General features: G+C 37.2%; 20 protein-coding genes. 10 read left to right on the top strand and 10 right to left on the bottom strand.

Annotated features, from left to right (window positions below; translation table 11 throughout):
• Positions 1-2 precede the first annotated feature (2 nt).
• Positions 3-626 carry a thiol:disulfide interchange protein DsbA gene (gene dsbA / locus GWI97_RS05435; RefSeq protein ID WP_036933899.1) on the top strand — a complete coding sequence of 208 codons (624 nt, stop codon included), beginning with the start codon at positions 3-5 and terminating at the stop codon, positions 624-626.
• Between the two features lie 642 nt (positions 627-1,268).
• Complete coding sequence (polA, locus tag GWI97_RS05430; protein WP_087803753.1) at positions 1,269-4,067, top strand: DNA polymerase I; 2,799 nt, start codon at positions 1,269-1,271, stop codon at positions 4,065-4,067.
• 53 nt (positions 4,068-4,120) lie between these two features.
• Here the strand turns inward: polA and GWI97_RS05425 are convergent, their stop codons facing one another.
• Together GWI97_RS05425 and def are read right to left on the bottom strand one after the other, a co-directional pair.
• Positions 4,121-4,579, bottom strand: a complete 459-nt coding sequence (locus GWI97_RS05425; protein ID WP_036933902.1) for a hypothetical protein — start codon at positions 4,577-4,579, stop codon at positions 4,121-4,123.
• Between the two features lie 169 nt (positions 4,580-4,748).
• Positions 4,749-5,267, bottom strand: coding sequence for a peptide deformylase (def, locus tag GWI97_RS05420; protein WP_036933906.1), 519 nt, complete (start codon positions 5,265-5,267; stop codon positions 4,749-4,751).
• A 286-nt stretch (positions 5,268-5,553) separates the two neighbouring features.
• On the opposite strand from def, the gene GWI97_RS18575 reads away from it, so the two are divergent.
• Positions 5,554-5,601, top strand: coding sequence for a hypothetical protein (locus GWI97_RS18575; RefSeq protein ID WP_438361642.1), 48 nt, complete (start codon positions 5,554-5,556; stop codon positions 5,599-5,601).
• A 148-nt stretch (positions 5,602-5,749) separates the two neighbouring features.
• Here GWI97_RS18575 and yihA read toward each other — a convergent pair whose 3' ends face one another.
• The gene (gene yihA / locus GWI97_RS05415; RefSeq protein WP_036933909.1) at positions 5,750-6,382 is read right to left on the bottom strand and encodes a ribosome biogenesis GTP-binding protein YihA/YsxC; all 633 of its coding nucleotides are present in this window, start codon (positions 6,380-6,382) and stop codon (positions 5,750-5,752) included.
• A 270-nt stretch (positions 6,383-6,652) separates the two neighbouring features.
• Here yihA and ppiA point away from each other — a divergent pair, with 270 nt between their 5' ends.
• The 3 genes from ppiA (at position 6,653) to argD (ending at position 9,507) form a co-directional block, all read left to right on the top strand.
• The gene (ppiA, locus tag GWI97_RS05410) at positions 6,653-7,222 is read left to right on the top strand and encodes a peptidylprolyl isomerase A (RefSeq protein ID WP_036933911.1); all 570 of its coding nucleotides are present in this window, start codon (positions 6,653-6,655) and stop codon (positions 7,220-7,222) included.
• 374 nt (positions 7,223-7,596) lie between these two features.
• On the top strand, positions 7,597-8,172 hold the full coding sequence (locus GWI97_RS05405) for an aminodeoxychorismate synthase component II (RefSeq protein ID WP_036933913.1): 576 nt from the start codon (positions 7,597-7,599) through the stop codon (positions 8,170-8,172).
• A gap of 117 nt (positions 8,173-8,289) precedes the next feature.
• Positions 8,290-9,507 carry a bifunctional acetylornithine/succinyldiaminopimelate transaminase gene (gene argD / locus GWI97_RS05400; protein ID WP_036933915.1) on the top strand — a complete coding sequence of 406 codons (1,218 nt, stop codon included), beginning with the start codon at positions 8,290-8,292 and terminating at the stop codon, positions 9,505-9,507.
• 96 nt (positions 9,508-9,603) lie between these two features.
• Here the strand turns inward: argD and crp are convergent, their stop codons facing one another.
• Positions 9,604-10,236 (bottom strand): cAMP-activated global transcriptional regulator CRP, encoded by a 633-nt coding sequence (gene crp, locus GWI97_RS05395; protein WP_004246872.1) that lies wholly within the window; start codon positions 10,234-10,236, stop codon positions 9,604-9,606.
• 312 nt (positions 10,237-10,548) lie between these two features.
• Here crp and GWI97_RS05390 point away from each other — a divergent pair, with 312 nt between their 5' ends.
• Positions 10,549-10,956: an OsmC family protein gene (locus GWI97_RS05390; RefSeq protein WP_036933917.1), complete on the top strand. Its 408-nt coding sequence runs from the start codon at positions 10,549-10,551 to the stop codon at positions 10,954-10,956.
• Between the two features lie 88 nt (positions 10,957-11,044).
• On the opposite strand, the gene GWI97_RS05385 is transcribed toward GWI97_RS05390, so the two are convergent.
• From GWI97_RS05385 to GWI97_RS05375, 3 genes are all read right to left on the bottom strand, one after another.
• Complete coding sequence (locus GWI97_RS05385; RefSeq protein WP_036933919.1) at positions 11,045-11,914, bottom strand: phosphoribulokinase; 870 nt, start codon at positions 11,912-11,914, stop codon at positions 11,045-11,047.
• 61 nt (positions 11,915-11,975) lie between these two features.
• A complete protein-coding gene (locus GWI97_RS05380) occupies positions 11,976-12,197 on the bottom strand; it encodes a YheU family protein (protein WP_036933921.1) in 222 nt (73 codons plus the stop codon).
• Positions 12,194-13,174 (bottom strand): hydrolase, encoded by a 981-nt coding sequence (locus GWI97_RS05375; RefSeq protein WP_036933923.1) that lies wholly within the window; start codon positions 13,172-13,174, stop codon positions 12,194-12,196. The genes GWI97_RS05380 and GWI97_RS05375 overlap by 4 nt, the downstream gene beginning before the upstream one ends.
• A gap of 99 nt (positions 13,175-13,273) precedes the next feature.
• Between GWI97_RS05375 and GWI97_RS05370 the strand changes: the two genes are divergently transcribed.
• The 3 genes from GWI97_RS05370 to GWI97_RS05360 all read left to right on the top strand — a co-directional run bounded on the left by GWI97_RS05370 (position 13,274) and on the right by GWI97_RS05360 (position 17,160).
• Positions 13,274-13,879: a LysE family translocator gene (locus GWI97_RS05370; RefSeq protein WP_036933925.1), complete on the top strand. Its 606-nt coding sequence runs from the start codon at positions 13,274-13,276 to the stop codon at positions 13,877-13,879.
• A gap of 726 nt (positions 13,880-14,605) precedes the next feature.
• On the top strand, positions 14,606-15,466 hold the full coding sequence (locus GWI97_RS05365) for an SIS domain-containing protein (protein ID WP_036933927.1): 861 nt from the start codon (positions 14,606-14,608) through the stop codon (positions 15,464-15,466).
• Positions 15,467-15,615: 149 nt separating this feature from the next.
• Positions 15,616-17,160: a methyl-accepting chemotaxis protein gene (locus GWI97_RS05360; RefSeq protein WP_036933929.1), complete on the top strand. Its 1,545-nt coding sequence runs from the start codon at positions 15,616-15,618 to the stop codon at positions 17,158-17,160.
• Between the two features lie 88 nt (positions 17,161-17,248).
• Here GWI97_RS05360 and GWI97_RS05355 read toward each other — a convergent pair whose 3' ends face one another.
• From GWI97_RS05355 to GWI97_RS05345, 3 genes are all read right to left on the bottom strand, one after another.
• Positions 17,249-18,991: a methyl-accepting chemotaxis protein gene (locus GWI97_RS05355; protein WP_036933931.1), complete on the bottom strand. Its 1,743-nt coding sequence runs from the start codon at positions 18,989-18,991 to the stop codon at positions 17,249-17,251.
• Between the two features lie 530 nt (positions 18,992-19,521).
• Positions 19,522-21,204, bottom strand: coding sequence for a methyl-accepting chemotaxis protein (locus GWI97_RS05350; protein WP_087803683.1), 1,683 nt, complete (start codon positions 21,202-21,204; stop codon positions 19,522-19,524).
• A 331-nt stretch (positions 21,205-21,535) separates the two neighbouring features.
• Positions 21,536-23,467, bottom strand: coding sequence for an ABC transporter ATP-binding protein (locus GWI97_RS05345; RefSeq protein ID WP_161751867.1), 1,932 nt, complete (start codon positions 23,465-23,467; stop codon positions 21,536-21,538).
• Positions 23,468-23,575: the final 108 nt, after the last annotated feature.

Genomic DNA, 23,575 nt, shown 5'->3' with positions numbered 1-23,575 from the left:
AAATGAAAAAGATTTGGTTGGCGTTAGCAAGCATGGTGTTAGCATTCAGCGTGTCTGCTGCAGATATTTCTGAAGGAAAACAATATACTAATCTTTCCAAACCTGTCACTGCAGCGCCTGACGTTGTGGAGTTTTTCTCTTTTTATTGCCCACATTGTTACCAGTTCTCTGAAGTCTATAAAGTCAATAGTACTGTTGAAAAGAATGCGCCAGAAAATACCAATATTGTCCGCTATCATGTTGACTTTTTAGGGCCTTTAGGTAAAGACTTAACACGTTCTTGGGCTGTAGCCATGGCATTAGGCGTTGAAGATCAAGTTTCTCCTGCTCTGTTTAAAGGCATTCAAGAAACTCAGTCTATTCGTTCTGTTGATGATATCCGTAATACTTTTATTAATGCAGGCGTTAAAGGTGAAGACTATGACGCGGCAATGAATAGCTTTGTTGTGAATTCTTTAGTGAGCCAACAACAAAATGCTGTTGCTGATTTCCAAATTAATGGTGTACCAGCTATGATCATTGGTGGTAAATACAAGATGAAGAATGATGGTATCAGCGCTAAATCACCAGAAGAATATGCGAAAACATATTCAGATATTGTGAATCAATTATTGCTGAAAAAATAATATAGACTAAATTCTTTCTTGTCTGGATTAAGTAAAAGTATATAGTTTTTATATGAAAAATGGCACTCACTAAATAGGAGTGCTATTTTTTTTTGCTTTCATAAATTTGTCATAATATAACTATCCACATTAATAAAAAAAGTATTTATTAAATTATAATATCTTAACAAATTCGCTAAGTGATTGATTTTTTAATTATGTTAATAAATTGAAAAGAAAGGTAACTTATTAATATAGAGAGAATAAAAAAACTACTCACAGAGTTATCCACAGGTTATTATGGTGTTTGCTGAATAGTTGAAATTTTAATAAAAAAAAGGTGACACTAATATGAATATTAATATTTATGATGAATTAATGACACTATCCTAAACCATTTTTAAACAAACTCATAAATTTGATTTTTAGTTTTTATTTTTAATGAGGATTAGATTAACAGATGTCCTGTCTGATTAAAAAGTACGTTAACTCATATTAACGTAATCATTAATGCTTTTTCTTTTCTACTAAGTTCGGTTAGTAATAAATAATGGAGTCTTTAAACCAAATTTCCACATTTAAGAACAGGTAATATTCGTCTATTGGGCTGTGATGTGGCATTCTAGTCATATCAACGAACCTCAGAACAATGATGAACAGATTATGGTCCAGATAGCAGAAAACCCCTTTATCCTTGTAGATGGCTCCTCATATCTTTACCGCGCCTATCATGCATTTCCACCGCTAACCAATAGCCAAGGTGAGCCAACCGGTGCGATGTATGGTGTGTTGAACATGTTACGTAGCCTGATTATACAGTATAAACCAAGCCATGTTGCGGTTGTGTTTGACGCTAAAGGTAAAACATTCCGTGATGAGTTGTATGAGGAATATAAATCTAATCGTCCACCAATGCCGGATGATTTACGTGAACAAATAGCGCCTTTACATGAAATGGTGCAAGCAATGGGTTTACCTTTATTATCTATTTCAGGTGTGGAAGCGGATGACGTTATTGGAACACTGGCATTAAAAGCAGCCGCTGATGGGCGTGATGTCCTAATAAGCACTGGTGATAAAGATATGGCGCAGTTAGTGACACCAAAGATCACGCTGATTAACACCATGACTAACGTTATTTTAGGCCCCGATGAAGTGAAAGAAAAATATGGTGTGCCTCCTGAACTGATTATTGATTTTCTCGCATTAATGGGTGATTCATCAGATAACATCCCTGGTGTACCCGGTGTGGGTGAGAAAACGGCATTGGGCCTTTTACAAGGTTTGGGTAGTTTAGACGAAATTTATCAACAGCTTGATAATATCGCAACATTGAGTTTTCGTGGAGCTAAAACTCTTGGTGCGAAAATGGCTGAGCATGAGAAAGTGGCAAAGCTTTCTTATAAATTGGCAACCATTAAGACGGATGTTGAACTTGATAAAACGTTTGATGATTTAGTCGTTAATGAGCCAAATCTAGATCAATTATTAGAGATGTTTACACGTTACGAATTTAAACGTTGGATAAGTGATCTCCAAAATGGTGGCTGGTTAGCACAACGCAGTACACAAAAAGTGGCTGTGCCTTATACCTCAGAAGCGACTCAATCTAAAGAAGTCCCTGCATCAGCAAATTTTCCTGTCATCACACAAGAGAATTATGAAGCAATTGTAACTCCTGAAAGCTTAGCGCGTTGGGTTGAGCTTCTTAAAAAAGCCCCTGTATTTGCATTCGATACAGAAACTGACAGCTTAAATAATATTGATGCGCGTTTAATTGGGATGTCGTTTGCGATTGAACCCGGTAAAGCAGCTTATATCCCACTACGTCATGAGTATTTAGATGCACCAGACCAACTTCCTGTGGATGATGTTCTCGCGGTATTAAAACCCATTTTAGAAGATAAAAATATCTTGAAAATTGGACAGAATCTGAAGTTTGACCGCGGTATTATGGAAAATGAAGGCGTTGAATTAAATGGTATTCATTTTGATACGATGTTGGAATCTTACGTATTAAATAGTGTCAGTAATCGACATGATATGGATACGCTAGCAGACAAGCATTTAAACCATAAAACCACAACATTCGAAGAGATCGCGGGTAAAGGTAAAGGCCAGCTGACTTTCAACCAAATTGAGGTGGAACAAGCGACGTTATATGCGGCGGAAGATGCCGATATCACTTTATTACTCCATCAAGCGCTATATCCTCAAATAGAAGCCATTGAGCCTCTTAAACATGTTTACTGTGATATTGAGATACCATTAGTGCCTGTTCTTTCTAGAATGGAACGCAAAGGGGTATTAATTGATGCTCAAGTTTTAGCCACTCAATCTCAAGAAATCACGCAACGTCTAGCGGAAATTGAAAAGGAGACGTTTGCATTAGCTGGGCAAGAATTTAATCTTTCTTCACCTAAACAATTACAAGAAATCCTGTTTGATAAACTGCAATTACCTGTTATCAAGAAAACCCCGAAAGGGGCACCATCAACTAATGAAGAAGTATTAGAAGAGTTGGCGCATAGTCATGAATTACCGCGCTTGATTTTAGAACATCGCGGGCTTGCGAAACTCAAATCTACGTATACTGATAAATTGCCATTGATGGTGAATAGTAAAACGAAGCGTGTACACACTTCTTATCATCAAGCTGTAACAGCAACCGGTCGTTTATCATCACGTGATCCTAATCTTCAAAATATTCCAGTAAGAAATGAAGAAGGACGCCGTATTCGCCAAGCATTTATTGCGCGAGAAGGATTTAAAATTGTTGCAGCCGACTATTCACAGATTGAATTGCGGATCATGGCGCATTTATCGCAAGATAAAGGTTTGTTAGATGCTTTTGCTCAAGGTAAAGATATCCACCGTGCAACGGCGTCTGAAGTTTTTGGTATTCCTTTAGATGAGGTGACCTCGGAACAACGTCGTAGCGCGAAAGCAATCAACTTTGGATTAATTTACGGTATGAGTGCGTTCGGCTTGTCTCAACAAATTGGTGTTGAAAGAAGGGAAGCGCAACGTTATATGGATCTCTATTTTGAGCGTTATCCAGGTGTATTAGATTATATGGAGCGCACACGTAAACAAGCCTCTGAGCAAGGTTATGTTGAAACGTTAGATGGGCGCCGTCTCTACTTGCCAGAAATCAATTCAAAGAATGCTATCCGCCGTAAAGCTTCAGAGCGTGAGGCGATCAATGCGCCAATGCAAGGTACCGCTGCTGATATCATCAAAAAAGCGATGATTACAGTAGATAGCTGGATTTGTAATGAATGTCCTGATGATGTTCATATGATCATGCAAGTACACGATGAATTGGTGTTTGAAGTACGAGAGTCTTATTTAGAGAAAGCAAATGCCATGATCCACCAACTGATGGAAGGTAGTATGGAATTAGCTATTCCACTAAAAGTTGAAGTAGGGGTAGGTAATAACTGGGATGAAGCACATTAATTTTTAAATACTATGTTTCAATAGACAGGGCACAAAATTATGCCCTGTCTTGTTTATGCTTTCGTATCAGGAGCAAGCTCTGACTCTTCAAATTCAAGAAAATCTTCGTGCAAACCTTGGATTAGCCTGTCTGTTGTTGTGCCTTTGTCATTAAGCTCCATCAAAGACCAACCTACGTTGTCATTAACATCATAAAGATAGCCTTCATCAAGCATATTAATCACCTTGCTTATCATTGATTTACCATAGAAATGGAGCAGTTCTTTAAGCGCTTTCTCATCAAATTGAGATGCTACCTTTTGATATACTTCGGTGGCTTCATCAGAGTAAATATCCATTTCATTGATATTTCCTTCAACGTCACGATAGATTTTGGTGAGTCCTTTTAACACAAGGAAACGTGCAAATTGTGGAATATTTTCTTGTAATTCACTATTTGCCCATGATTTAGGGTTAGTTGCACCGGCTGTTTTGAGTTGTTCACATAAATCCATAAATCGACTGTTTTCCATTTTTACCTCAATTGATGTACTAATACGTTTTACATTTATTGTATAAGAGATGGCGAGAAAAACAGCGGGAATTTATTAGTATTAAGATAGGAAAAAGAAAAGCTCAGTGCTTTACCGAGCTTTTTTATGTCAAAACTTATCACAATATGAAAAAGAGATAAGTGAATAATTAAGCAACTTGTGAATCGATTAGTTTGCTTAATTTCTTTTGTTTTTTCTCAATGCGTTGACGTTTTAATGGAGACAAATGGTCAATAAAGAGTTTGCCATCAAGATGATCTAGTTCATGTTGAATACAGCCTGCAAACAGATCAGAGGCTTCAAATTCAATTTCATTACCCTTTTTATCTAATGCTTTTACCTTTAAGAAGCGGTAACGCTCTGTGGGGGCAAAAGAATCAGGAATAGATAGACATCCATCCATCATATCCATCACTTCATCTCCGGTGCTGACAATTTCAGGATTGATTAGGGCAATCGGTTGATCTCTATTGTCAGAAACATCAATAACAACAATGCGTTTAGATACATTAACCTGAGGTGCCGCTAAGCCAATACCTCGTTCTGCGTACATGGTTTCAATCATGTCATCGATTAATGTGCGTATTTCGTCATCTACTTTTTCCACTGGTACTGCGACTCTGCGCAGACGCTCATCAGGAAAACGCAGGAGCGTTAATACAGCCATGGATACCTCATTTTATCGCTAATTACATATGTACTACGGTCTCGCGGTAAGCGTATCACAAAATCATCAACGATAAACCGCACCTTTTGTGTGATTTGTTCTATTTTTAATCATATTCACATGGGTGATTAAAGTCTCATAATTATGTAATTAAACTACATTTATTTATGATTTGAATACATAAACACATGGCTGAATCGTGTCTGCATGTGAAAAAAAATTACAAAAGGGCTTTTATTAACCAATAAAATAGAGTACATTATCTCTCGTAGGGTACAGAGGTAAGATGTTCTATCTTTCAGACCTTTTACTTCACGTAATCGGATTTAGCTGAATATTAGCTGCCCCAGTCGACTTTATTTCGACTGGGGCATTTTTTTATCTAAAATTTACTGAAGTGATTTGTGCTAGAAGTGAAAGGGGAAAGGTGATTTTCCCCTCATTAATAAAAGATCAGTCAGTGTTGGTGGGCAAAGACGGTATTAAGCGTTATCGTCGTTTACAGGCGCTTTTTCTGTGCCTGAAAACCATTCATTAAGTGTGTTACGCAGTTTATCAATACCTATTTTTTTCAATGACGAAAAATATTCAATACGAATATCACCGACTTTATTCGCTAATGCTGCACGTACACTCATTAATTGTTGTTTACGGGCACCAGATGCCAGTTTATCTGCTTTAGTCAGTAAAACGAGTGTCGGGAGTTCAGATTCAACAGCCCAGTCGATCATTTGCATATCGAGATCTTTTAATGGATGACGAATATCCATTAAAATAACAACACCTTTTAAGCACTCTCTTTTTTGTAAGTATTCACCTAAAGAACGTTGCCATTTACGCTTCATTTCTTCAGGAACTTGGGCATAACCATAGCCTGGTAAATCGACTAAGCGTAAACCTTCTTCAATTTGAAAGAGGTTGATTAATTGAGTACGGCCTGGGGTTTTACTGGTTCTTGCTAATCCATTTTGTTGGGTTAATGCATTTAAAGCACTGGATTTACCGGCATTAGAGCGACCCGCAAAGGCAATTTCAATCCCTGTATCTGGCGGTAAATGGCGGATATCAGGAGCACTGATGATGAAATGTGCTTTTTGGTAATTAAATTGGGCCATTATGGTATAAACCTCTCTGAAATAATGCGGCTTCTCATGCATACTCATTTCAATTCTGCATGAGAATGAATATCTAAAATATTTATTCGCTCTATTTTGGCGCAATTTAATGACTTATAACAGCGTTTAAAAATTAAAATTTACTCTGTTATGACGTAATAAGACTTATTGAGCGTAAATAAAGGTAAATGATTGGCACTATTTACCTCAGCGAATTAGAATCGCTGCATATTAAGTAAGTTGTAGACTATTAAAGTAAAGGATCCCTGCATGTTAAAACGTTTTCTTGTCACCTTCGTTACCGCTTGCACTTTAACAACAGCGACTTTTGCAATGGCAACGGGAGAAACCTTCGTTAAATTAGTCACCTCTGAAGGCAATATTGAATTAGCACTGGATAATAAAAAAGCCCCAATAACAACGAAAAACTTTATTCAGTATGTCGAAGATGGATACTATAACGGCACAACTTTTCATCGTGTTATCCCAGGTTTTATGGTTCAAGGTGGTGGCTTCACAGCTGATTTACAACAAAAGCAAACTAGAGCGCCCATTAAAAATGAAGCTGATAATGGGTTACGAAATGTAAAAGGCTCTATTGCTATGGCACGCACATCAGATAAAGACAGTGCAACCAGCCAATTTTTCATTAATGTAGCTGATAATGCCTTTTTAGATCACGGTCAACGTGATTTTGGTTATGCCGTATTTGGTAAAGTGGTAAAGGGTATGGACGTGGTGGATAAAATTTCACAAGCTCAAACTCGTAATATTGGCCCTTACCAAAATGTACCAGTAAAAACAGTCACTATTTTATCTGCTGAAGTTGTAAAAGAATAAGCGCATTATTAGGATAGAATATTTACGTATTCTAATAAGATAAAATGCATATAAACCGGGATGAGCTTGTTCATTCCGGGATTTTTAGTATGAAAAAAATATTTTTTATTACCTCTTTTTTCGTGTGATCTACTGTAATAAGTATTAACTACGTTATTAATCACTCTATTTATTGTCGATTACCACCCTTTTTGTTATTGCGCAATAAATCAGCAGGTTTTCTTGCTTACTATTCATATTTTATACCTGTGCTATGATAATCGGCTTTGTTGTACCCAAGTCGGTTAAACAACGAGCTATTTTGGCAAAGACATACTCGCTTTAAAATAGTAATAAAATAAATAATGATAAGAAAATCAGTCGGATAGGCTAATATGCTGTTACTTATTGATAATTACGACTCGTTTACCTACAACCTCTATCAATATTTCTGTGAATTGGGTGCTGAGGTTGTTGTTAAGCGTAACGATGAGATTGGACTTAAAGAGATAGAAAAGATGATGCCAGCACATCTTGTTATCTCACCAGGGCCTTGTACTCCTGATGAAGCCGGGATCTCTCTTGAGGCTATACAGCGGTTTGCCGGTGAAATCCCTATTCTTGGCGTTTGTCTTGGACATCAAGCAATAGGGCAAGCTTTTGGTGCATCTGTTATCAGAGCACGAGAAGTTATGCATGGTAAAAATTCATTGATACACCATAACCAACAAGGGGTTTTTAAAGGACTTAATCGTCCTTTAAGTGTAACGCGCTATCACTCTTTAGTGATAGATGCTACGACGTTACCAGTGCCTTTTGAAGTAACGGCATGGAGCCAACATGATGGCAATGTTGATGAAATTATGGGTATTCGTCATCGTACACTTCCAATTGAAGGGGTTCAGTTTCACCCAGAAAGTATTTTAAGTGAACAAGGCCATGAGTTATTAAATAATTTTCTTAAATATTAATAAGATAGTATTTAAATAACAAAATAACGCCTTTTTATACAAAACCACATTTGATTTTTTATTCATATTTAGTGATTATATTTTCATATTAAAGACGAATAACGATCAGGTGGGGTAATGACAAAACAAAGTATCAACCGGGCAACTTACGATCAAGTAATGTTGCCAATTTATTCACCCGCAGAATTTATTCCTGTTAAAGGGGTGGGAAGTCGAGTTTGGGATCAGCAAGGAAAATCTTATATTGATTTTGCTGGTGGTATTGCCGTGTTGGCATTAGGACATGCTCATCCTGCTCTCAATCAAGCATTGAAAGAACAAAGTGAAAAACTTTGGCATGTGAGTAATATTTTCACGAATGAGCCTGCACTGCGTTTAGCACAAAAGCTCATTGATAACACATTTGCAGAACGTGTCTTTTTTGCTAATTCTGGCGCCGAAGCAAATGAGGCCGCATTTAAACTCGCTCGCCATTATGCAATCACCCGCCATCATCCTTATAAAACCAAAATTATTGCCTTTCACCATGCCTTCCATGGTCGAACCTTGTTTACAGTATCGGTTGGAGGACAACCTAAATACGCCGATGGTTTTGGCCCAAAACCTGCTGATATCGTACATATTCCTTTTAATGATTTAGATGCAGTGAAAGCCGTTATTGATGATCATACTTGTGCCGTTGTGTTAGAGCCAGTACAAGGTGAAGGTGGTGTAACAGCAGCAACCCCTGAATTTATGAGAGGGCTACGTGAGCTGTGCGATAAACATCAAGCATTACTTGTCCTTGATGAAGTACAAACAGGTATGGGGCGTACAGGTAAGCTTTTTGCTTATATGCATTATGATGTGACACCAGACATTATTACCACGGCAAAGGCACTCGGAAGTGGTTTTCCGCTCAGTGCGATGTTAACGACACAAGAGATAGCGTCAGTAATGGGGGTAGGAACTCATGGTACAACTTATGGGGGGAATCCATTAGCGTGTGCAGTGGGCAATGTCGCTTTTGATTTAATCAATACACCTGAGGTACTTAAGGGAGTAGAAAAGCGCTATCAGTGGATTGTAGACGAGCTCACAGCAATAAATCAAACCTACAACGTCTTTTCGCAAATCCGTGGGCAAGGATTATTGATTGGCGCACAACTCGCACCACAATATGAAGGCAAAGCAAAAATATTATTAGGGCTGGCTGCAAAGCAGGGATTAATGATGTTAAATGCAGGCGCTGATGTTATGCGTTTTACACCCTCATTAATTATTACCCAAGAAGAATTACAAGAGGGGATGGTCGCATTAAAAGCCGCCATTGCCGCGTTTGTAGAAGGGGTATAGTTATTAAAAAACCCCATCAGCAAGGATGGGGTTCATACCGTTCTTTTTATCAATAGCTCTTTTGTATAGAGCTATTGTTTGTTCGGGTGGGGAAAATTAGCGAGTTCCGTAAACGACGATAGTTTTACCGTGTGCTGAGATCAGGTTTTGATCTTCTAGCATTTTAAGAATACGGCCTACAGTTTCGCGTGAACAACCCACGATTTGACCAATTTCCTGACGTGTAATTTTAATTTGCATGCCATCAGGGTGTGTCATCGCATCAGGTTGTTTTGCTAAGTTTAATAAGGTTTGTGCAATACGGCCTGTTACATCAAGGAAAGCAAGGTTACCTACTTTTTCTGATGTGGTTTGTAATCTGTTCGCCATTTGAGCTGATAGGCGCATCAGAATGTCAGGGTTAACCTGAATTAATTGGCGGAATTTTTTATAGGAAATTTCTGCTACTTCACAGGCTGTTTTTGCTCTAACCCATGCACTACGTTCTTGATCTTCTTCAAATAATCCGAGTTCACCGATGAAATCCCCCTGATTTAGGTAGGAGAGGATCATTTCTTTTCCTTCTTCATCTTTAATAAGAACAGCCACGGAACCTTTAACAATATAATAAAGTGTTTCCGCTTTCTCACCTTGGTGGATCAGCGTGCTCTTGGATGGATATTTGTGAATATGGCAGTGTGACAAAAACCATTCAAGAGTCGGGTCTGTTTGCGGCTTGCCGAGAACCATTCGCGTTATCCTCTGTACGTTAAATGCAGCCTTTCAAAACGGATAGGCTCCCTTTTGAGACAGCGTGCTTAAAAATCCTATCTTGACCTATTAACTTCCTGAGAACACGGTAAGTTAATATGGAGTAGATTATAATAAATGAGAAAATAATGCATTGATCTTAACCACTATCATCAAGCAGATATTGTTTTTAACACAATTAGTGCATTAAGTCTCGTTTTACGCAGTCAGCATAATAAACCTATTTGCTAATTGCTAGTTGAATTATGAGAATGTACTCTTTTAGTTTCTGTCATGTTTAGGGGAAAATAAATGGAAGCACGCGTTAAGTGGGTTGAAGATTTATCTTTTGTTGGGGAATCTTCATCGGGTCATCAAATTATGATGGATGGAAACTCTGGTGATAAAGCACCAAGCCCAATGGAAATGGTCTTAATTGCTGCGGGTGGATGTAGTGCTATTGATGTCGTCAGTATTTTACGTAAAGGTCGTCATCAAGTGACTGATTGTGAAGTGAAATTAACTTCAGAGCGTCGAGAAGAAGCCCCTCGTTTATTCACTGATATCAATTTGCATTTTATCGTTTCAGGTAAAGAACTCACAGATAAAATTGTTGAACGAGCGGTTCAATTATCTGCAGAAAAATATTGTTCTGTTTCTTTAATGTTAGGAAAAGCAGCTAATATTACACATTCATTTGAAATAAAAGATGCTGAATAAATTTGATATTTTAAAATAAAGTTTAATTTAGAAATAATATCCCTTAATTAAGGGGATATTATTTTTATAGAAATAGATTTTATTTTGGTTAACTGATTTTTTCGCCATTTAATAATTTTTTGACTAATGGCGCCATAATTAATTCCATTGCTAATCCTAATTTCCCACCAGGCACGACAATCGTATTGATTGTTGACATAAATGAGCCATGCAACATCGCGAGTAAATAAGGAAAATCAATATCGGTTAAGCCTCGAAAACGAATAACAATAAAACTTTCATCGAGTGTTGGGATAGCTTTAGCTGAAAATGGGTTTGATGTATCGACAGTAGGCACTCGTTGGAAGTTGATGTGGGTACGCGAAAATTGTGGAATGATGTAGTTAATATAATCATCCATTGAGCGAACAACAGAATCTCGAACCGCTTCTTGTGAGTGTCCTCGTTCAGTAGTATCTCGGATAAGCTTTTGTATCCATTCAAGGTTCACAATAGGGACAACACCAACCAGTAAATCAACATGTTGTGCAACATTATGTTCGTTGGTGACAACACCTCCGTGTAACCCTTCATAAAAGAGAACATCGGTATTATCGGGTAATGGTTCCCAAGGAGTAAATGTTCCTGGTAATTGGTTGTAGGGGGTCGCTTCATCATAAGAGTGTAAATATTTACGTGATTGACCTTGTCCTGTTTCGCTATAGTGGCTGAATGTGGAACTCAGTAGGCTAAAATCATTTGCTTCAGGGCCAAAATAGCTAATATGTCGACCCTGCTCTTTGGCTTTTCTTATCGCCATATCCATTTCAGGGCGAGTATAACGATGAAAACTGTCTCCATCAATTAATGCGGCATTTGCACTAAGTTGTTGGAATATTTTACGAAAAGCTTGGCTTGTTGTGGTGGTTCCTGCACCACTTGAGCCCGTAACGGCGATGATAGGATGTTTGACTGACATAGGTTATCCTTTTGCAAAATAAGGTTAGCCCTTATTGATGGCGATATTACGCTCTGGGTAACTAATCAGAGCGAAATTGCGAGGCAGGCATAATATTGACGCTTTCATGAAGCTCAGACCAAACTAACACGGCCTCGCCAGATTTAAGTTGTTTTTTTACGTCGGCGACTTTTTGTTCAAGCGTCTTTTCTTGGATACCATAATCTGTGCCTTCTCGTAAAACGAAACTTTCAATAAGATTATCTAGTGTCTCTGTGGAAAGTTCGTTCCAAGGTATTATCATTGGGTTTTCTCCAAATAAGCGGATAACCAGTCAGGTATCCGACTCTCAAGCCACATCACTGGTTTCGAGAGTTTTCCGCTGACAAACCCCACATGCCCACCAAATTCGGTAAGTTGATACTCAATATTATTAGGTAGTGTTGTGATATCTGGAATTACATCCGCAGACATGAAAGGATCATCTTTAGCATGAATGATAAGCGTTGTTTTCTTTATTTTATTTAATAAAGGCAATGCACTGCATTGGCGATAATAATCTAACGCATCTTTAAATCCGTGAATTTTGGATGTAATAAGGTCGTCAAACTGACGCAGCTTTTTGATCGACTTTATCGTCAATAAGCTGATCGGTAATGATTCTGGGTAGCGGATCAGCTTGCGTGTCGCGTTACTTTTTAGCCCTTTTAATAGATACCATTGATAAAAACGGGAAAACCCATGTTCAATTTTGGTTGAACAAGGTTCTAGCATTAATGGTGCTGATACAATAACAGCAGCATCTACAACGGCACTCTCACCACTTTCAGCAAGGTAATAAGCAAGCATATTACCGCCAAGAGAGTAGCCGACGGCTGCTGTAGGTTGTTTACCAAACTCCTGTTTTAGCCAATTTAAAAAATAGCGAGCATCTTCGGTTTCACCTGAGTGATAGATGCGTTTTTGTCTATTGGGTTCACCACTGCATCCTCTAAAATGCATTACAACACTTAACCAGCCTCTCTCTTTGGCTGCTGATAACATGCCATGGACATAAGGACTGCTAAAGCTTCCTTCTAAACCATGAAAGATCACTAATCGTGGTTTATCAAGTGCCATTTTAGGATCTTCACTCCATGCCAAATCGACAAAATCATTATCAGGAAGGTTTAGCCGTTGCCAATAAGGCGTTAATAGTGGTGTTCTACGCACTATTCTTGGTAAAAGCGTTTGTAAATGTGGATTTTTAGCCCAACGCATTGGATTAAAGTATTGAGACATATTTTCCGTCTATCAAAATGAATTAACACTTGTTTGCTAAATAACATACTGCTATTTTCGGTGAAAATAAAACATCTGTCACATCTTTGAGCTCTCACCATGACCATTAGCCTTATTTTTTCTTTAACGGTTTTCCTGTTTATTGCCGCTATTACACCTGGTCCCAACAACTTATTGCTTACTTCATCAGGTGCTAATGTCGGTTTTAAAGGCTCATTAAGGCTTATGGCGGGTATTATGCTGGGTATGCAATGTGTTTTACTTAGCTCAGCATTTGGTGTTGCTGCATTACTGATTATTTATCCTGCATTACATATAGGATTAAAGATAGTCGGGAGTGCATACTTACTTTGGCTTGCTTGGAAAACAGCAACATCATCTTATCAGCGTTTAGATATTCCAGCAAAAACATCGCAAGCAGTCAGTGGGTTTCAAGGTGGATTATTACAATTTCTTAATCCAAAAGCGTGGATGATGGGATTAGGGGCCGTGGGGAGTTTTAGTTTATCGGGTGATGCTTATTTTGGCTCTGTTATTGCGATCAGCGTTATTATGGTTATTGTTAATTTTGTTGCGGGTATTGTTTGGATATTAGGTGGAACGCTAATTAGTCTGTTTTTACAAAGTAGGCGTTCTTGGTTTATTTTCAATATCTCAATGGGGCTATTAACCGCGCTCTGTGTACCGCTAATCTGGATAGGGTAAATCAATAAAATAGTTATAAATCAATATGTAACCTAACTTTTTTTATTAAAATGAGTTTTTTTTAAGATTGGTTGGAACGATCTCTTTAGATATGTATCAAAAAAAGAGTATTCATCTATAAAAAGAGAGAGCTACGAACACCCATTGTTGTGTGTATTCATGTTAAAATAGTCACATTATATAAAATGGCGTTTGGTTATTTTCAATGGTTATATATAAATTTTAGTCTTTAAGTATGTTATTTTTTATTTCTCTTTATTTATCCCTTAGAATGGAGAAATAAATCATCTTCTAAAGGAATTATTTATTCCCTTTTACTGTTTGTAATTAAAGAGAATTTTATTGTACATCCGTTTTTAGTGTGTTTTCTAATTGTTATTAACTTAATGGAAGCATTTAAAAACGCAATATTATTGAAGATATAAATTGAATTTATATTCTCTTATTGACCAAAAAGAATAAATTATTATTAAAAGTTGGAAAAAAATAAATTAAGCATTATAGAATATAGCGGTTAATGAACAAAGACGGATAGAAAAGAGAATTATAGAACCATTATAAAAGTAAGTATTATAATAATAACAATATTAACTTTTATAACCTATTGTTTATGTTCTATTTTTATTTGGTTTATTCTGAAAAATCTAAATAACTTTAGGCATCAAATTCTTTATCAAGAACAATCTCATATATCACGATATAGTACTCGAAGTGGATATTGTCATTATGCCAACATTAACGAAAATAGCCTGGATAAAGCCAGGTATGGCTACAAATCAGCGAAAAATAGCGGACTATATTTTAGATAATCCAGAAAAAATAGTCACTCTTTCATCACAACAGCTTGCTGAAATAATGGGGGTTAGCCAATCTGCTATTGTTAAATTTAGTCAAAAAATAGGATTTAAAGGCTTCCCTTCTTTGAAACTGGCTATCAGTGAAGAGCTGGGTCGAAAAAATGCAAATTCAGGGACAAACCCTAGCATATTGCATAATCAAATAGGCTCTGAAGATAGCTTAGTGGTTATTGCACAAAAGTTAGCTCAAGAGAAAAATAATTCAATTAGCGATACAACTCGTCAAATAAATTACCTTCATTTCGAAAAGGTGATCCAACTTATTGATGAGGCTCAACGAGTTCAAATTATCGGTATTGGTGGCTCTGGATTAGTCGCAAGAGATTTAAGTTATAAATTACAAAAAATAGGAATAACAACTCTGATTGAAACAGATCATCATGTTCAAATATCTGTTGCACAAATGTTAAGTCCAAAGGATTTACAGATAGTGATTTCTTATAGTGGCAAAAGAAAAGATATGCTAGTTGCAGCCTCGGTGGCTAAAAAACAAGGAGCTAAAATCATTGCGATTACAGGAGAAAAGCACTCTCCATTAGGAAGAATTTCTGATTATATATTAGAAACAATTGCGGATGAAGGTGAGTGGCGGAGTGCTTCAATTTCTTCGCGTACAGCACAAAATACAATCACAGATCTTATTTTTATGGCGTTATTGAAGAAACGTGATGAGTGTGCAAAGACATTAGTGCTAAGTTCACAAGCATTAATTAATAGCCTGGATAATTAAAAAATTTGAACTGATTCAAAAAATTAATATTTAAATTTAGGTATTTACACTTATTACTAAAGTTATTCTCCTAACGGCCGAAACGTTAGTTATTTAGGTCGTGTTTTTTTGTTGAGATATTCTAATTTCAATATCGAGGAGAGTAACTAATGCGTAACAATCAACCGGTGACACAGCGAGAATACCCGGTCTCTGAAAACGCAACACTGATGTCGACGACAGATCTTGATGGCAATATTATTTATGCCAACGAGGATTTCGTCGAGGCCAGTGGGTTTTCAGTCGAAGAGCTGGTGGGAAAACCCCATAATATTGTCCGACATCCTGATATCCCTTCAGAAGTCTTTAAGGATATGTGGAAAACCTTAAAACAAGGCGAGGTTTGGACTGGGATCGTTAAAAATAGACGTAAAAATGGCGATCACTATTGGGTAAGGGCCAATATCACCCCTATTATTCGTCAAGGTAAAATTCAAAGTTTTATGTCAGTAAGAACCTATGCAAAAAAAGAAGAAATAGCTCAAGCTTCAGCGCTTTATGATGCATTTAATCAAGGTAAATATCCCTCTCACACCTTTTTAAAAGGTGCTTTTGTTTATAAAGGGTGGCAACGTTGGCGCTCATGGAATCAAACTATTTCATTAAAGAAACGCCTTCGCTTTTTTATTCTACTACCATTACCATTTATGCTATTAAGTGCATGGTTTGCTGGTTTATCTGGTTATGTCCTTTTGATGCATGTCGTTGTATTGCTGTTATTGCTAATAGCTAATGAACGCATTCTTTATTTTCAAATTGTAAAGCCAATAATTCGATTAAATGAACAGGCTAATCGTGTTGCGACAGGAGATGAACATAACGTTGCTTATCTTAATCGGATTGATGAAATTGGGATGACACAGCGCTCAGTTAATCAGTTAGGGCGAATGTTTCGTTGGTTAGTTAATGATGTAAGTCATCAAATTCATCAAGTCGATATTTCTTGTGATCAATTAGCTGCTGGTAATCGTGATTTATATGTAAGAACGGAACAAACAGCCAGTAATGTTGAAGCAACAGCATCGACGATGAATGAGCTTACTACGGCAGTAAGTAATAATAGTGAAACTGCGGGTCAGGCAAATAACCTTTCTAATATCACCTGTGATGCGGCGATAAAGGGAGGTAATGCCATGGATAATATCGCGAATACAATGAATGATATCGCAAAGAGTTCAGAGCGTATTAGTAATATTATTGGTGTTATCGACAGCATTGCTTTTCAAACCAATATTCTTGCATTGAATGCTTCAGTAGAAGCTGCCAGAGCCGGTGAACAAGGACGAGGTTTTTCGGTGGTGGCGACTGAAGTGAGGGAATTAGCACAGCGTAGTGCAGAAGCCGCCAAAGAGATTAAAAAATTGATTGGTGATTCAAGTAGCAATATCAAAGTGGGTTCAAAACAAGTCAATGAGACGGTCGGTACAATGGAGGATATTGTTGTACATGTCAAAAATGTGACAGATTTAATTGGTGAAATTAGCCTAGCGTCTTCAGAACAAAGTGCGGGTCTAAAAGAATTAGGTCGAGCAGTTGAAAAACTGGAATTGATTACGCATGAAAATGCCAACTATGTTTCTAAGGCTTCGATGATTTCAGGTGAAATGAAGGTACAAACGAATTACTTAGTCAGTGCAATTAATGTATTCCACTAATTTGTAATTATTAAGAAGTTAAAGACACCTACTAAAAATAGGTGTCTTTGTACCTAACTCACTGTTTTATCATCATATAATAAGTGAATTAAAAGCTTGTCCAATCATCGTCTTCATCATTTTTGATGGATGTTTCTTTTGTGGAATTTCTCTCTTTTATTTCATCCTTGACGGTGTTTTTTATTTTTTCCCCTTTTTTCTGTGATAACTTTTCAGAAGAGAACGGTATTTCAATGACGTTATGATGTGATTTTTTATCGTACTGCTTACTTTCCGTTGTTTTAAACTGCTCAACGATCTGTTCAAGATTACCCGCTTCTTCAGTCAATAAACTTGCTACAGAGGAGGATTGTTCAACCATAGCGGCATTTTGTTGGGTTGCTTTATCCATTTCTGTAACGGCCAGAGAGACTTGAGTAATACCACGAGTTTGTTCTTCAGATGCGGATAAAATTTCTGTCATTGAGTCTTCAACATGTTTGACAGAGGTCAGTATTTCACCCATAGACATGCTAACTTGCTCAACAAGATCATTACCATGGCGAACTCGGCTAATTGAAGCATCAATTAATTCTTTTATTTCCTTCGCAGCTTCTGCACTACGCTGTGCTAATTCCCTCACTTCAGTCGCCACCACCGAAAAACCTCGTCCTTGCTCACCCGCTCTAGCTGCTTCAACGGCCGCATTTAATGAGAGAATATTAGTTTGAAAAGCAATGCTATTAATAACGGTGGTAATTTCACCAATTTTTTGCGAACTTTCGGCAATATCCGTCATAGTTTTAACCATTCTATTCGTGACATCTCCCCCTTTACTGGCAATATTTGATGTTTGATTAATGAGATGTGAAACTTCACGAGCGCTTTCTGTATTGTTTCTCACTGTTGCTGTGAGTTGTTCCATACTAGATGCGGTTTCTTCTAATGCGCTTGCTTGCTCTTCAGTACGGCAAGAAAGATCGGTATTGCCTGCTGATAACTCTTGAACACCCGTGTAAATATGATGACTTGTTCCTCGAATAGCATTTACAATTAATGAGAGTTCAGTGCGCATATACTGAATACCCGTAATTAATTGGTCAATTTCATTATTCCCTTTTGCTGTGATGTCTTTATTTTCTAATAAATTTCCTTGAGAAATTTCTGACATATAATCCACGATTTGATTGATACGTAAAACAATATTTCGACGTATCCAAAGTACAACAAGAACTGTAAAAAGAATAAAAATAAACATAAAAACAAACGCTAAAATTAATGTGCGTTCGTAATTACCTTGTGCGGCTTCTCTTGCGTGGGTCACCACGTTATCACTGAGATAATCTGTTGCTTCATAGAGGGATTGAGTGAATCGTTCATTGGTATTATGTGCATAAAGGGATTGAAAGCCGTAGTAATCATGAATTTCTAAACATGATGCAAGCTGATCGAGATCGTAAAGTACTCGGTTAAATAGTTTTTTCATTTTTTCTATTTTTTCGGGATCAAAATTGGCATTTTGAGCGGAAGAAAAATAGGCACTAATAATATGGGTAACTTCTTGTTTGCGTTGTGGATAGGTGGATAGAAAGTGGGTAATTTTATCTTCTGCAATGTCGGGCGTGAGATGAGCGTCAAACATAACATTAAGCATATCTTCACGTAATTTATTTAACTCAGCATAACCATAATCCATCGTTTTTATCTGTTCAAAGCCATTTGCTAATTGTGAGATCCGCTTATTTGTTAAACTCGCGTCACGGATACTCATTGCACCAGAGAAAAGTTGAATGGTGCAAAACAGTATTAAGATAAACATTAAGCCATTAGATATTTTTATTCGTTTCAGCATAGCCTTACCTATTTAATTGATTTGTAGGACACACAGCAAGGAGCGATAAACATTCATCAATTAAACTTATTCGGCTTAATATCTAAAAACTTTACCTTTTCTACTCTATTTAATGGTAAAGATGATTTATATTTCTTTTTTTAGTTTTAATTACCAGCTAATAGCTAAAATATTCTAATGATTTATATAAAAGACTATAGGTATATTATCTTACTAATTTTTTATGTTTATTTGCTAATATTAAGATTTAATAATGTCTTTGCTGAATAATAAAGCGATTGTAGCTGTGTTTTATTTTTAGTGTTCGTTTTATTTTATGATAAGTGAAATAGATACATCGTCTTGATGAATGCGTTTAATTTTCTTAAAAAATATGTTTTTTCGTATAAAAACGATCGTTTTTAATATGTCAATGTATCGTGGGTTAGACATACTCCCAGAAAAATGGCTGGGAGTATGGTAGGTAGAGGTTTTGTTATATGTAATGTAATAGACTATTTATTGCACCTAGCTTTCACTTTTTTGGGAACTTAAAAACTTTCCCAGTTATCATCGGTTTCATGATGATTCGTTTTTATTGTTGATGTTTTAATCACCTCTTTTTCTTGTGATTGAGCTGAAAAGGTGGGTAACTTAGTCAGTGCTGGTTTTTCGTTCTCTACTTTAAATGTATTTACGATAATATCTAACATACTGGCTTGTTCACTTAGTGTGGTAGACGCAGCGGTTGATTGTTCAACCATGGCTGCATTTTGTTGAGTTGCTTTATCCATTTCATTAACAGCAAGACTAATTTGTGCAATACCACGAGTTTGCTCTTCTGATGCAGATAAAATTTCTTTCATTGAACCTGAAACATGATTGACGGATGTGACAATTTCACCCATTGATAAACTGACTTGTTCAACCAGATCATTACCTTGTCTAACACGTAAGATTGTTGATTCGATAAGCTCTTTGATCTCTTTCGCTGCTTCGGCACTTCGCTGTGCTAAGTTGCGCACTTCACTTGCAACTACAGAAAATCCTCGGCCTTGTTCGCCCGCTCTTGCGGCTTCAACCGCTGCGTTGAGAGCTAAGATATTTGTTTGGAATGCAATATCATCAATAACAGCCGTGATTTCACCAATCTTTTGTGAGCGATCGGCAATATCTGTCATCGTCATGACCATCTTGTTACTATGTTCTCCACCTTGAACAGCGATATCAGCGGTACTCATCACCAGTTCTGTGACCTCACGAGCGCTATCGGTATTATTACGGATAGTTGCTGTCATCTGCTCCATACTGGATGCGGTTTCTTCTAATGCGCTGGCTTGCTCTTCTGTTCGGCTGGATAAGTCATTATTTCCTGCCACAATCTCTTGTACACCGGTATAAATGGTGGCACTACTATTTCGAATAGCGCTCACCATCTCTTTTAATTGTGCTCGCATTTGTTGTAAGCCCAGCATAAGCTGGTCTATTTCAGTATTACCCGAAACATCACTATCTATACGACTGACTAAATCGCCTTTAGCGATAGTTTCCTGATAGGTGATCATTTGATTAATACGAGCAATGATGTATTTGCGGATCCAAATAAGAACTAATGTGGTGAAGATAAGGAAAATACCCATAAAGGTAGAGGCTATCCATAACATACTGTAGTAGTTCTTTTCCGCTTCAGCCACTGACGGATTGACCACGTCATCTGTAATAAAATCTGTGGCTTCATACAGTGAGTTGGTAAAATCAGTATTGGCTGGGCTTTTTAAGATCAATCGAACAGCATTGGTATTTCGCTCATTTAAATATTGTGCTAACAAATCAAGATCAGCGCGGCTTTTTTGATAAAGCTGTTTGATCTGCGCCATACGCTGTTGATCAAATCCTGTTTGAGCGGATAAATCAACATACTCATTCATCAGAGTATCAACTTGTGCTTTACGCGCTGGCATAGTTTGCATAAATGCAGTGATGTTTGCATCTTCAGCCTGAGGATTTGAAATATAGCTAAATGCTTGTGCAATAATATCAGTACGTAATGTATTCAACTCCGCATAAGTATTATCCATTGTGCGTAGTTGGTCGAAACTGTATGAAATTTTCTTGAGTTTATTCTGAGTCTGGTAGGCATCGTGAATACTTTGTACTCCAGAAATAATCTGAATAATACAAAACAGCGTCAGGACACACATTAAACCTTGAGAGATTTTAATTCGTTTTAACATAACCCTACCTATTAGCTTTATCTTTTCGTCGGTAAGTGGGAGGTCCACTTAGCAGAATGATTAATTCGGCTGGAATGTTAGAAACTTTAGTGTGAAAGAATTTATTTCCCTTACTTAATCTGAATAGTCAGAAAATAAATGTTAGCTTGTTATTTTTACTGGGGTATTACCAGATAGGGTAAGATTATATTTTGTGTAAATAGTGCTACTATAAAATGATATAAATACCGTAAGTGAAATGAATTGTATAAATTTTAAGAATGAATAATGAGATAAAGGTAAAGGAACTATTTTACTTAAAACAGTTCCTTTTTTAATGAATGATAGGTAATTACTGAGATCCAAATGTATTTGTCATCTCTTCCAATGTTTCTTGTAATTCCATCCATTCCATTTCAACTTCTTCAAGCGCTGACTTTGCGATACCTTGTCGGTTTAAACAATCAGAAAGCTCATTTTTACGGCTGACATCGTAAATACCACTGTCAGAAAGCGCCGTTTCCATAAGTGTCAACTCTTGGCTGAGTTTATCCATTTTACTTTCTAATATCGTCAGCTTTTTACGCAGAGGTTGGGTTTGTTGCCTAAACTCGGCTTCTTTGCGTTTTTGCTCTTTTTTGTCTTGCGCACTTAAATTTGTTGTCGCGATATTGTCTTTATCTTGTTGGTTTTTATTGGCTTGTGTTTCTTGGCGGTTTTGATCAACTAACCACTGCTGATAATCATCAAGATCGCCATCAAAAGGTTCAACTTGACCATCATGAACAAGATAGAGAACGTCGGTTGTTGATCGCAGTAAATGCCTATCATGCGATACCACAACAATCGCGCCTTCAAAGCTAATTAAAGCTTGAGTTAGCGCTTGGCGCATATCTAAATCGAGGTGGTTAGTTGGTTCATCCATTAACAGCAAATTAGGGCGTTGCCAGACTAAAAGGGATAACACTAAACGTGCTTTTTCACCCCCAGAAAATTGACCACAAGCATCGGTAACCTTATCACCATGGAAACCAAAGCCACCAAGATAGTCACGTAATTTCTGTTCAGTCTCTTTAGGCGCTAAACGAGTTAGGTGTTGTAGCGCTGATTCATCTGAGCGTAAAAACTCTAATTGATGCTGTGCAAAGTAACCTAGTTTAATGCCTTTTGAGAGAGCCATTTTTCCTTGTAGTGGTTCAAGCTCACCCGCAAGTAATTTAATTAGCGTCGATTTACCTGCACCATTTCGCCCTAATAACCCAATACGTGAGCCAGGGATTAAATTCAGCTTAATATCATTAAGAATAATTTTTTCACCATAACCAGCACTGACTTTTTCCATCGAGAGTAATGGATTAGGTAAGCTTTCAGGTTGACGGAAACTAAATTGGAATGGGTTATCGGTATGAGCTGGTGCAACGCGCTCCATTCGCTCAAGCATTTTCACTCGACTTTGTGCTTGTTTAGCCTTAGTGGCTTTTGCTTTAAACCTATCGATAAAATTTTGTAAGTGTGCAATTTTTGATTGCTGGTTTTCAAACAAGGCTTGTTGCTGAGCGAGTTTTGTTGCCCGTTGCATTTCAAATGAAGAGTAGTTACCTGAATATTCAAAGATTTTCTCTTGTTCAATATGCAATATTTTATCCACGATCGGATCAAGAAAATCACGGTCATGGGAAATTAAAATTAAGGTACCAGTATAGCTTTTCAGCCATTTCTCAAGCCAAATAACGGCATCTAAATCTAAGTGGTTGGTAGGCTCATCAAGTAATAGTAAATCAGAACGACAAATTAACGCTTGCGCCAAGTTTAAACGCATTCTCCAACCGCCTGAAAATGATTTTACAGGTTCATTAAGTTGCTGTTGGCTAAAACCCAAGCCATTAAGTAAGGTTGCAGCACGAGATTGTATTGTCCATGCATTAATGGCATCTAATTGCCCATGAATAAGCGCAATAGCGTGGCCGTCATTGATCTCGTTGGCTTTTTGTAATCGTTGTTCTAGTTGGCGATATTCTCTATCACCATCAATGACATAATCAATTGCTGGTACATCAAGTGCAGGTGTTTCTTGATTAACCCACGCCATTGCCCAAGTACTGGGAAAGGTCACATTTCCCGCTTCAGCTTGAAGCTCACCTTTTAATAAAGAGAGTAATGTGGTTTTACCACAACCATTTTTGCCGACTAGACCAATCTTTTGCCCTGGATTAATAGTTGCACTGGCATTATCCAGTAACACTCTGACACCACGGCGAATTTGCAAAGAAGAAAAAACAATCATAAATATCGTCTATTAGGAGTATGTAAATTAATATATAGAGTAAGTTGTTCGTAACAGTTGGTCACAATGCGTGCATGGTAACGGAAAAAATGGTTTCTGACACGTTTT

It is taken from the genome of Proteus sp. G2300, assembly GCF_009915965.1.
Lineage (GTDB): Bacteria > Pseudomonadota > Gammaproteobacteria > Enterobacterales > Enterobacteriaceae > Proteus > Proteus vulgaris.
Note: the sequence above shows the minus strand (reverse complement) of the source record. Positions and strands in the feature narration are given on the sequence as shown.

Excerpts from the sequence above, each read along its gene's own strand:
- dsbA (WP_036933899.1), top strand. The coding sequence starts at position 3 with ATGAAAAAGATTTGGTTGGCGTTAGCAAGCATGGTGTTAGCATTCAGC.
- polA (WP_087803753.1), top strand. The coding sequence starts at position 1,269 with ATGGTCCAGATAGCAGAAAACCCCTTTATCCTTGTAGATGGCTCCTCA.
- GWI97_RS05425 (WP_036933902.1), bottom strand. The coding sequence starts at position 4,579 with ATGGAAAACAGTCGATTTATGGATTTATGTGAACAACTCAAAACAGCC.
- def (WP_036933906.1), bottom strand. The coding sequence starts at position 5,267 with ATGGCTGTATTAACGCTCCTGCGTTTTCCTGATGAGCGTCTGCGCAGA.
- yihA (WP_036933909.1), bottom strand. The coding sequence starts at position 6,382 with ATGGCCCAATTTAATTACCAAAAAGCACATTTCATCATCAGTGCTCCT.
- ppiA (WP_036933911.1), top strand. The coding sequence starts at position 6,653 with ATGTTAAAACGTTTTCTTGTCACCTTCGTTACCGCTTGCACTTTAACA.
- GWI97_RS05405 (WP_036933913.1), top strand. The coding sequence starts at position 7,597 with ATGCTGTTACTTATTGATAATTACGACTCGTTTACCTACAACCTCTAT.
- argD (WP_036933915.1), top strand. The coding sequence starts at position 8,290 with ATGACAAAACAAAGTATCAACCGGGCAACTTACGATCAAGTAATGTTG.
- crp (WP_004246872.1), bottom strand. The coding sequence starts at position 10,236 with ATGGTTCTCGGCAAGCCGCAAACAGACCCGACTCTTGAATGGTTTTTG.
- GWI97_RS05390 (WP_036933917.1), top strand. The coding sequence starts at position 10,549 with ATGGAAGCACGCGTTAAGTGGGTTGAAGATTTATCTTTTGTTGGGGAA.
- GWI97_RS05385 (WP_036933919.1), bottom strand. The coding sequence starts at position 11,914 with ATGTCAGTCAAACATCCTATCATCGCCGTTACGGGCTCAAGTGGTGCA.
- GWI97_RS05380 (WP_036933921.1), bottom strand. The coding sequence starts at position 12,197 with ATGATAATACCTTGGAACGAACTTTCCACAGAGACACTAGATAATCTT.
- GWI97_RS05375 (WP_036933923.1), bottom strand. The coding sequence starts at position 13,174 with ATGTCTCAATACTTTAATCCAATGCGTTGGGCTAAAAATCCACATTTA.
- GWI97_RS05370 (WP_036933925.1), top strand. The coding sequence starts at position 13,274 with ATGACCATTAGCCTTATTTTTTCTTTAACGGTTTTCCTGTTTATTGCC.
- GWI97_RS05365 (WP_036933927.1), top strand. The coding sequence starts at position 14,606 with ATGCCAACATTAACGAAAATAGCCTGGATAAAGCCAGGTATGGCTACA.
- GWI97_RS05360 (WP_036933929.1), top strand. The coding sequence starts at position 15,616 with ATGCGTAACAATCAACCGGTGACACAGCGAGAATACCCGGTCTCTGAA.
- GWI97_RS05355 (WP_036933931.1), bottom strand. The coding sequence starts at position 18,991 with ATGCTGAAACGAATAAAAATATCTAATGGCTTAATGTTTATCTTAATA.
- GWI97_RS05350 (WP_087803683.1), bottom strand. The coding sequence starts at position 21,204 with ATGTTAAAACGAATTAAAATCTCTCAAGGTTTAATGTGTGTCCTGACG.
- GWI97_RS05345 (WP_161751867.1), bottom strand. The coding sequence starts at position 23,467 with ATGATTGTTTTTTCTTCTTTGCAAATTCGCCGTGGTGTCAGAGTGTTA.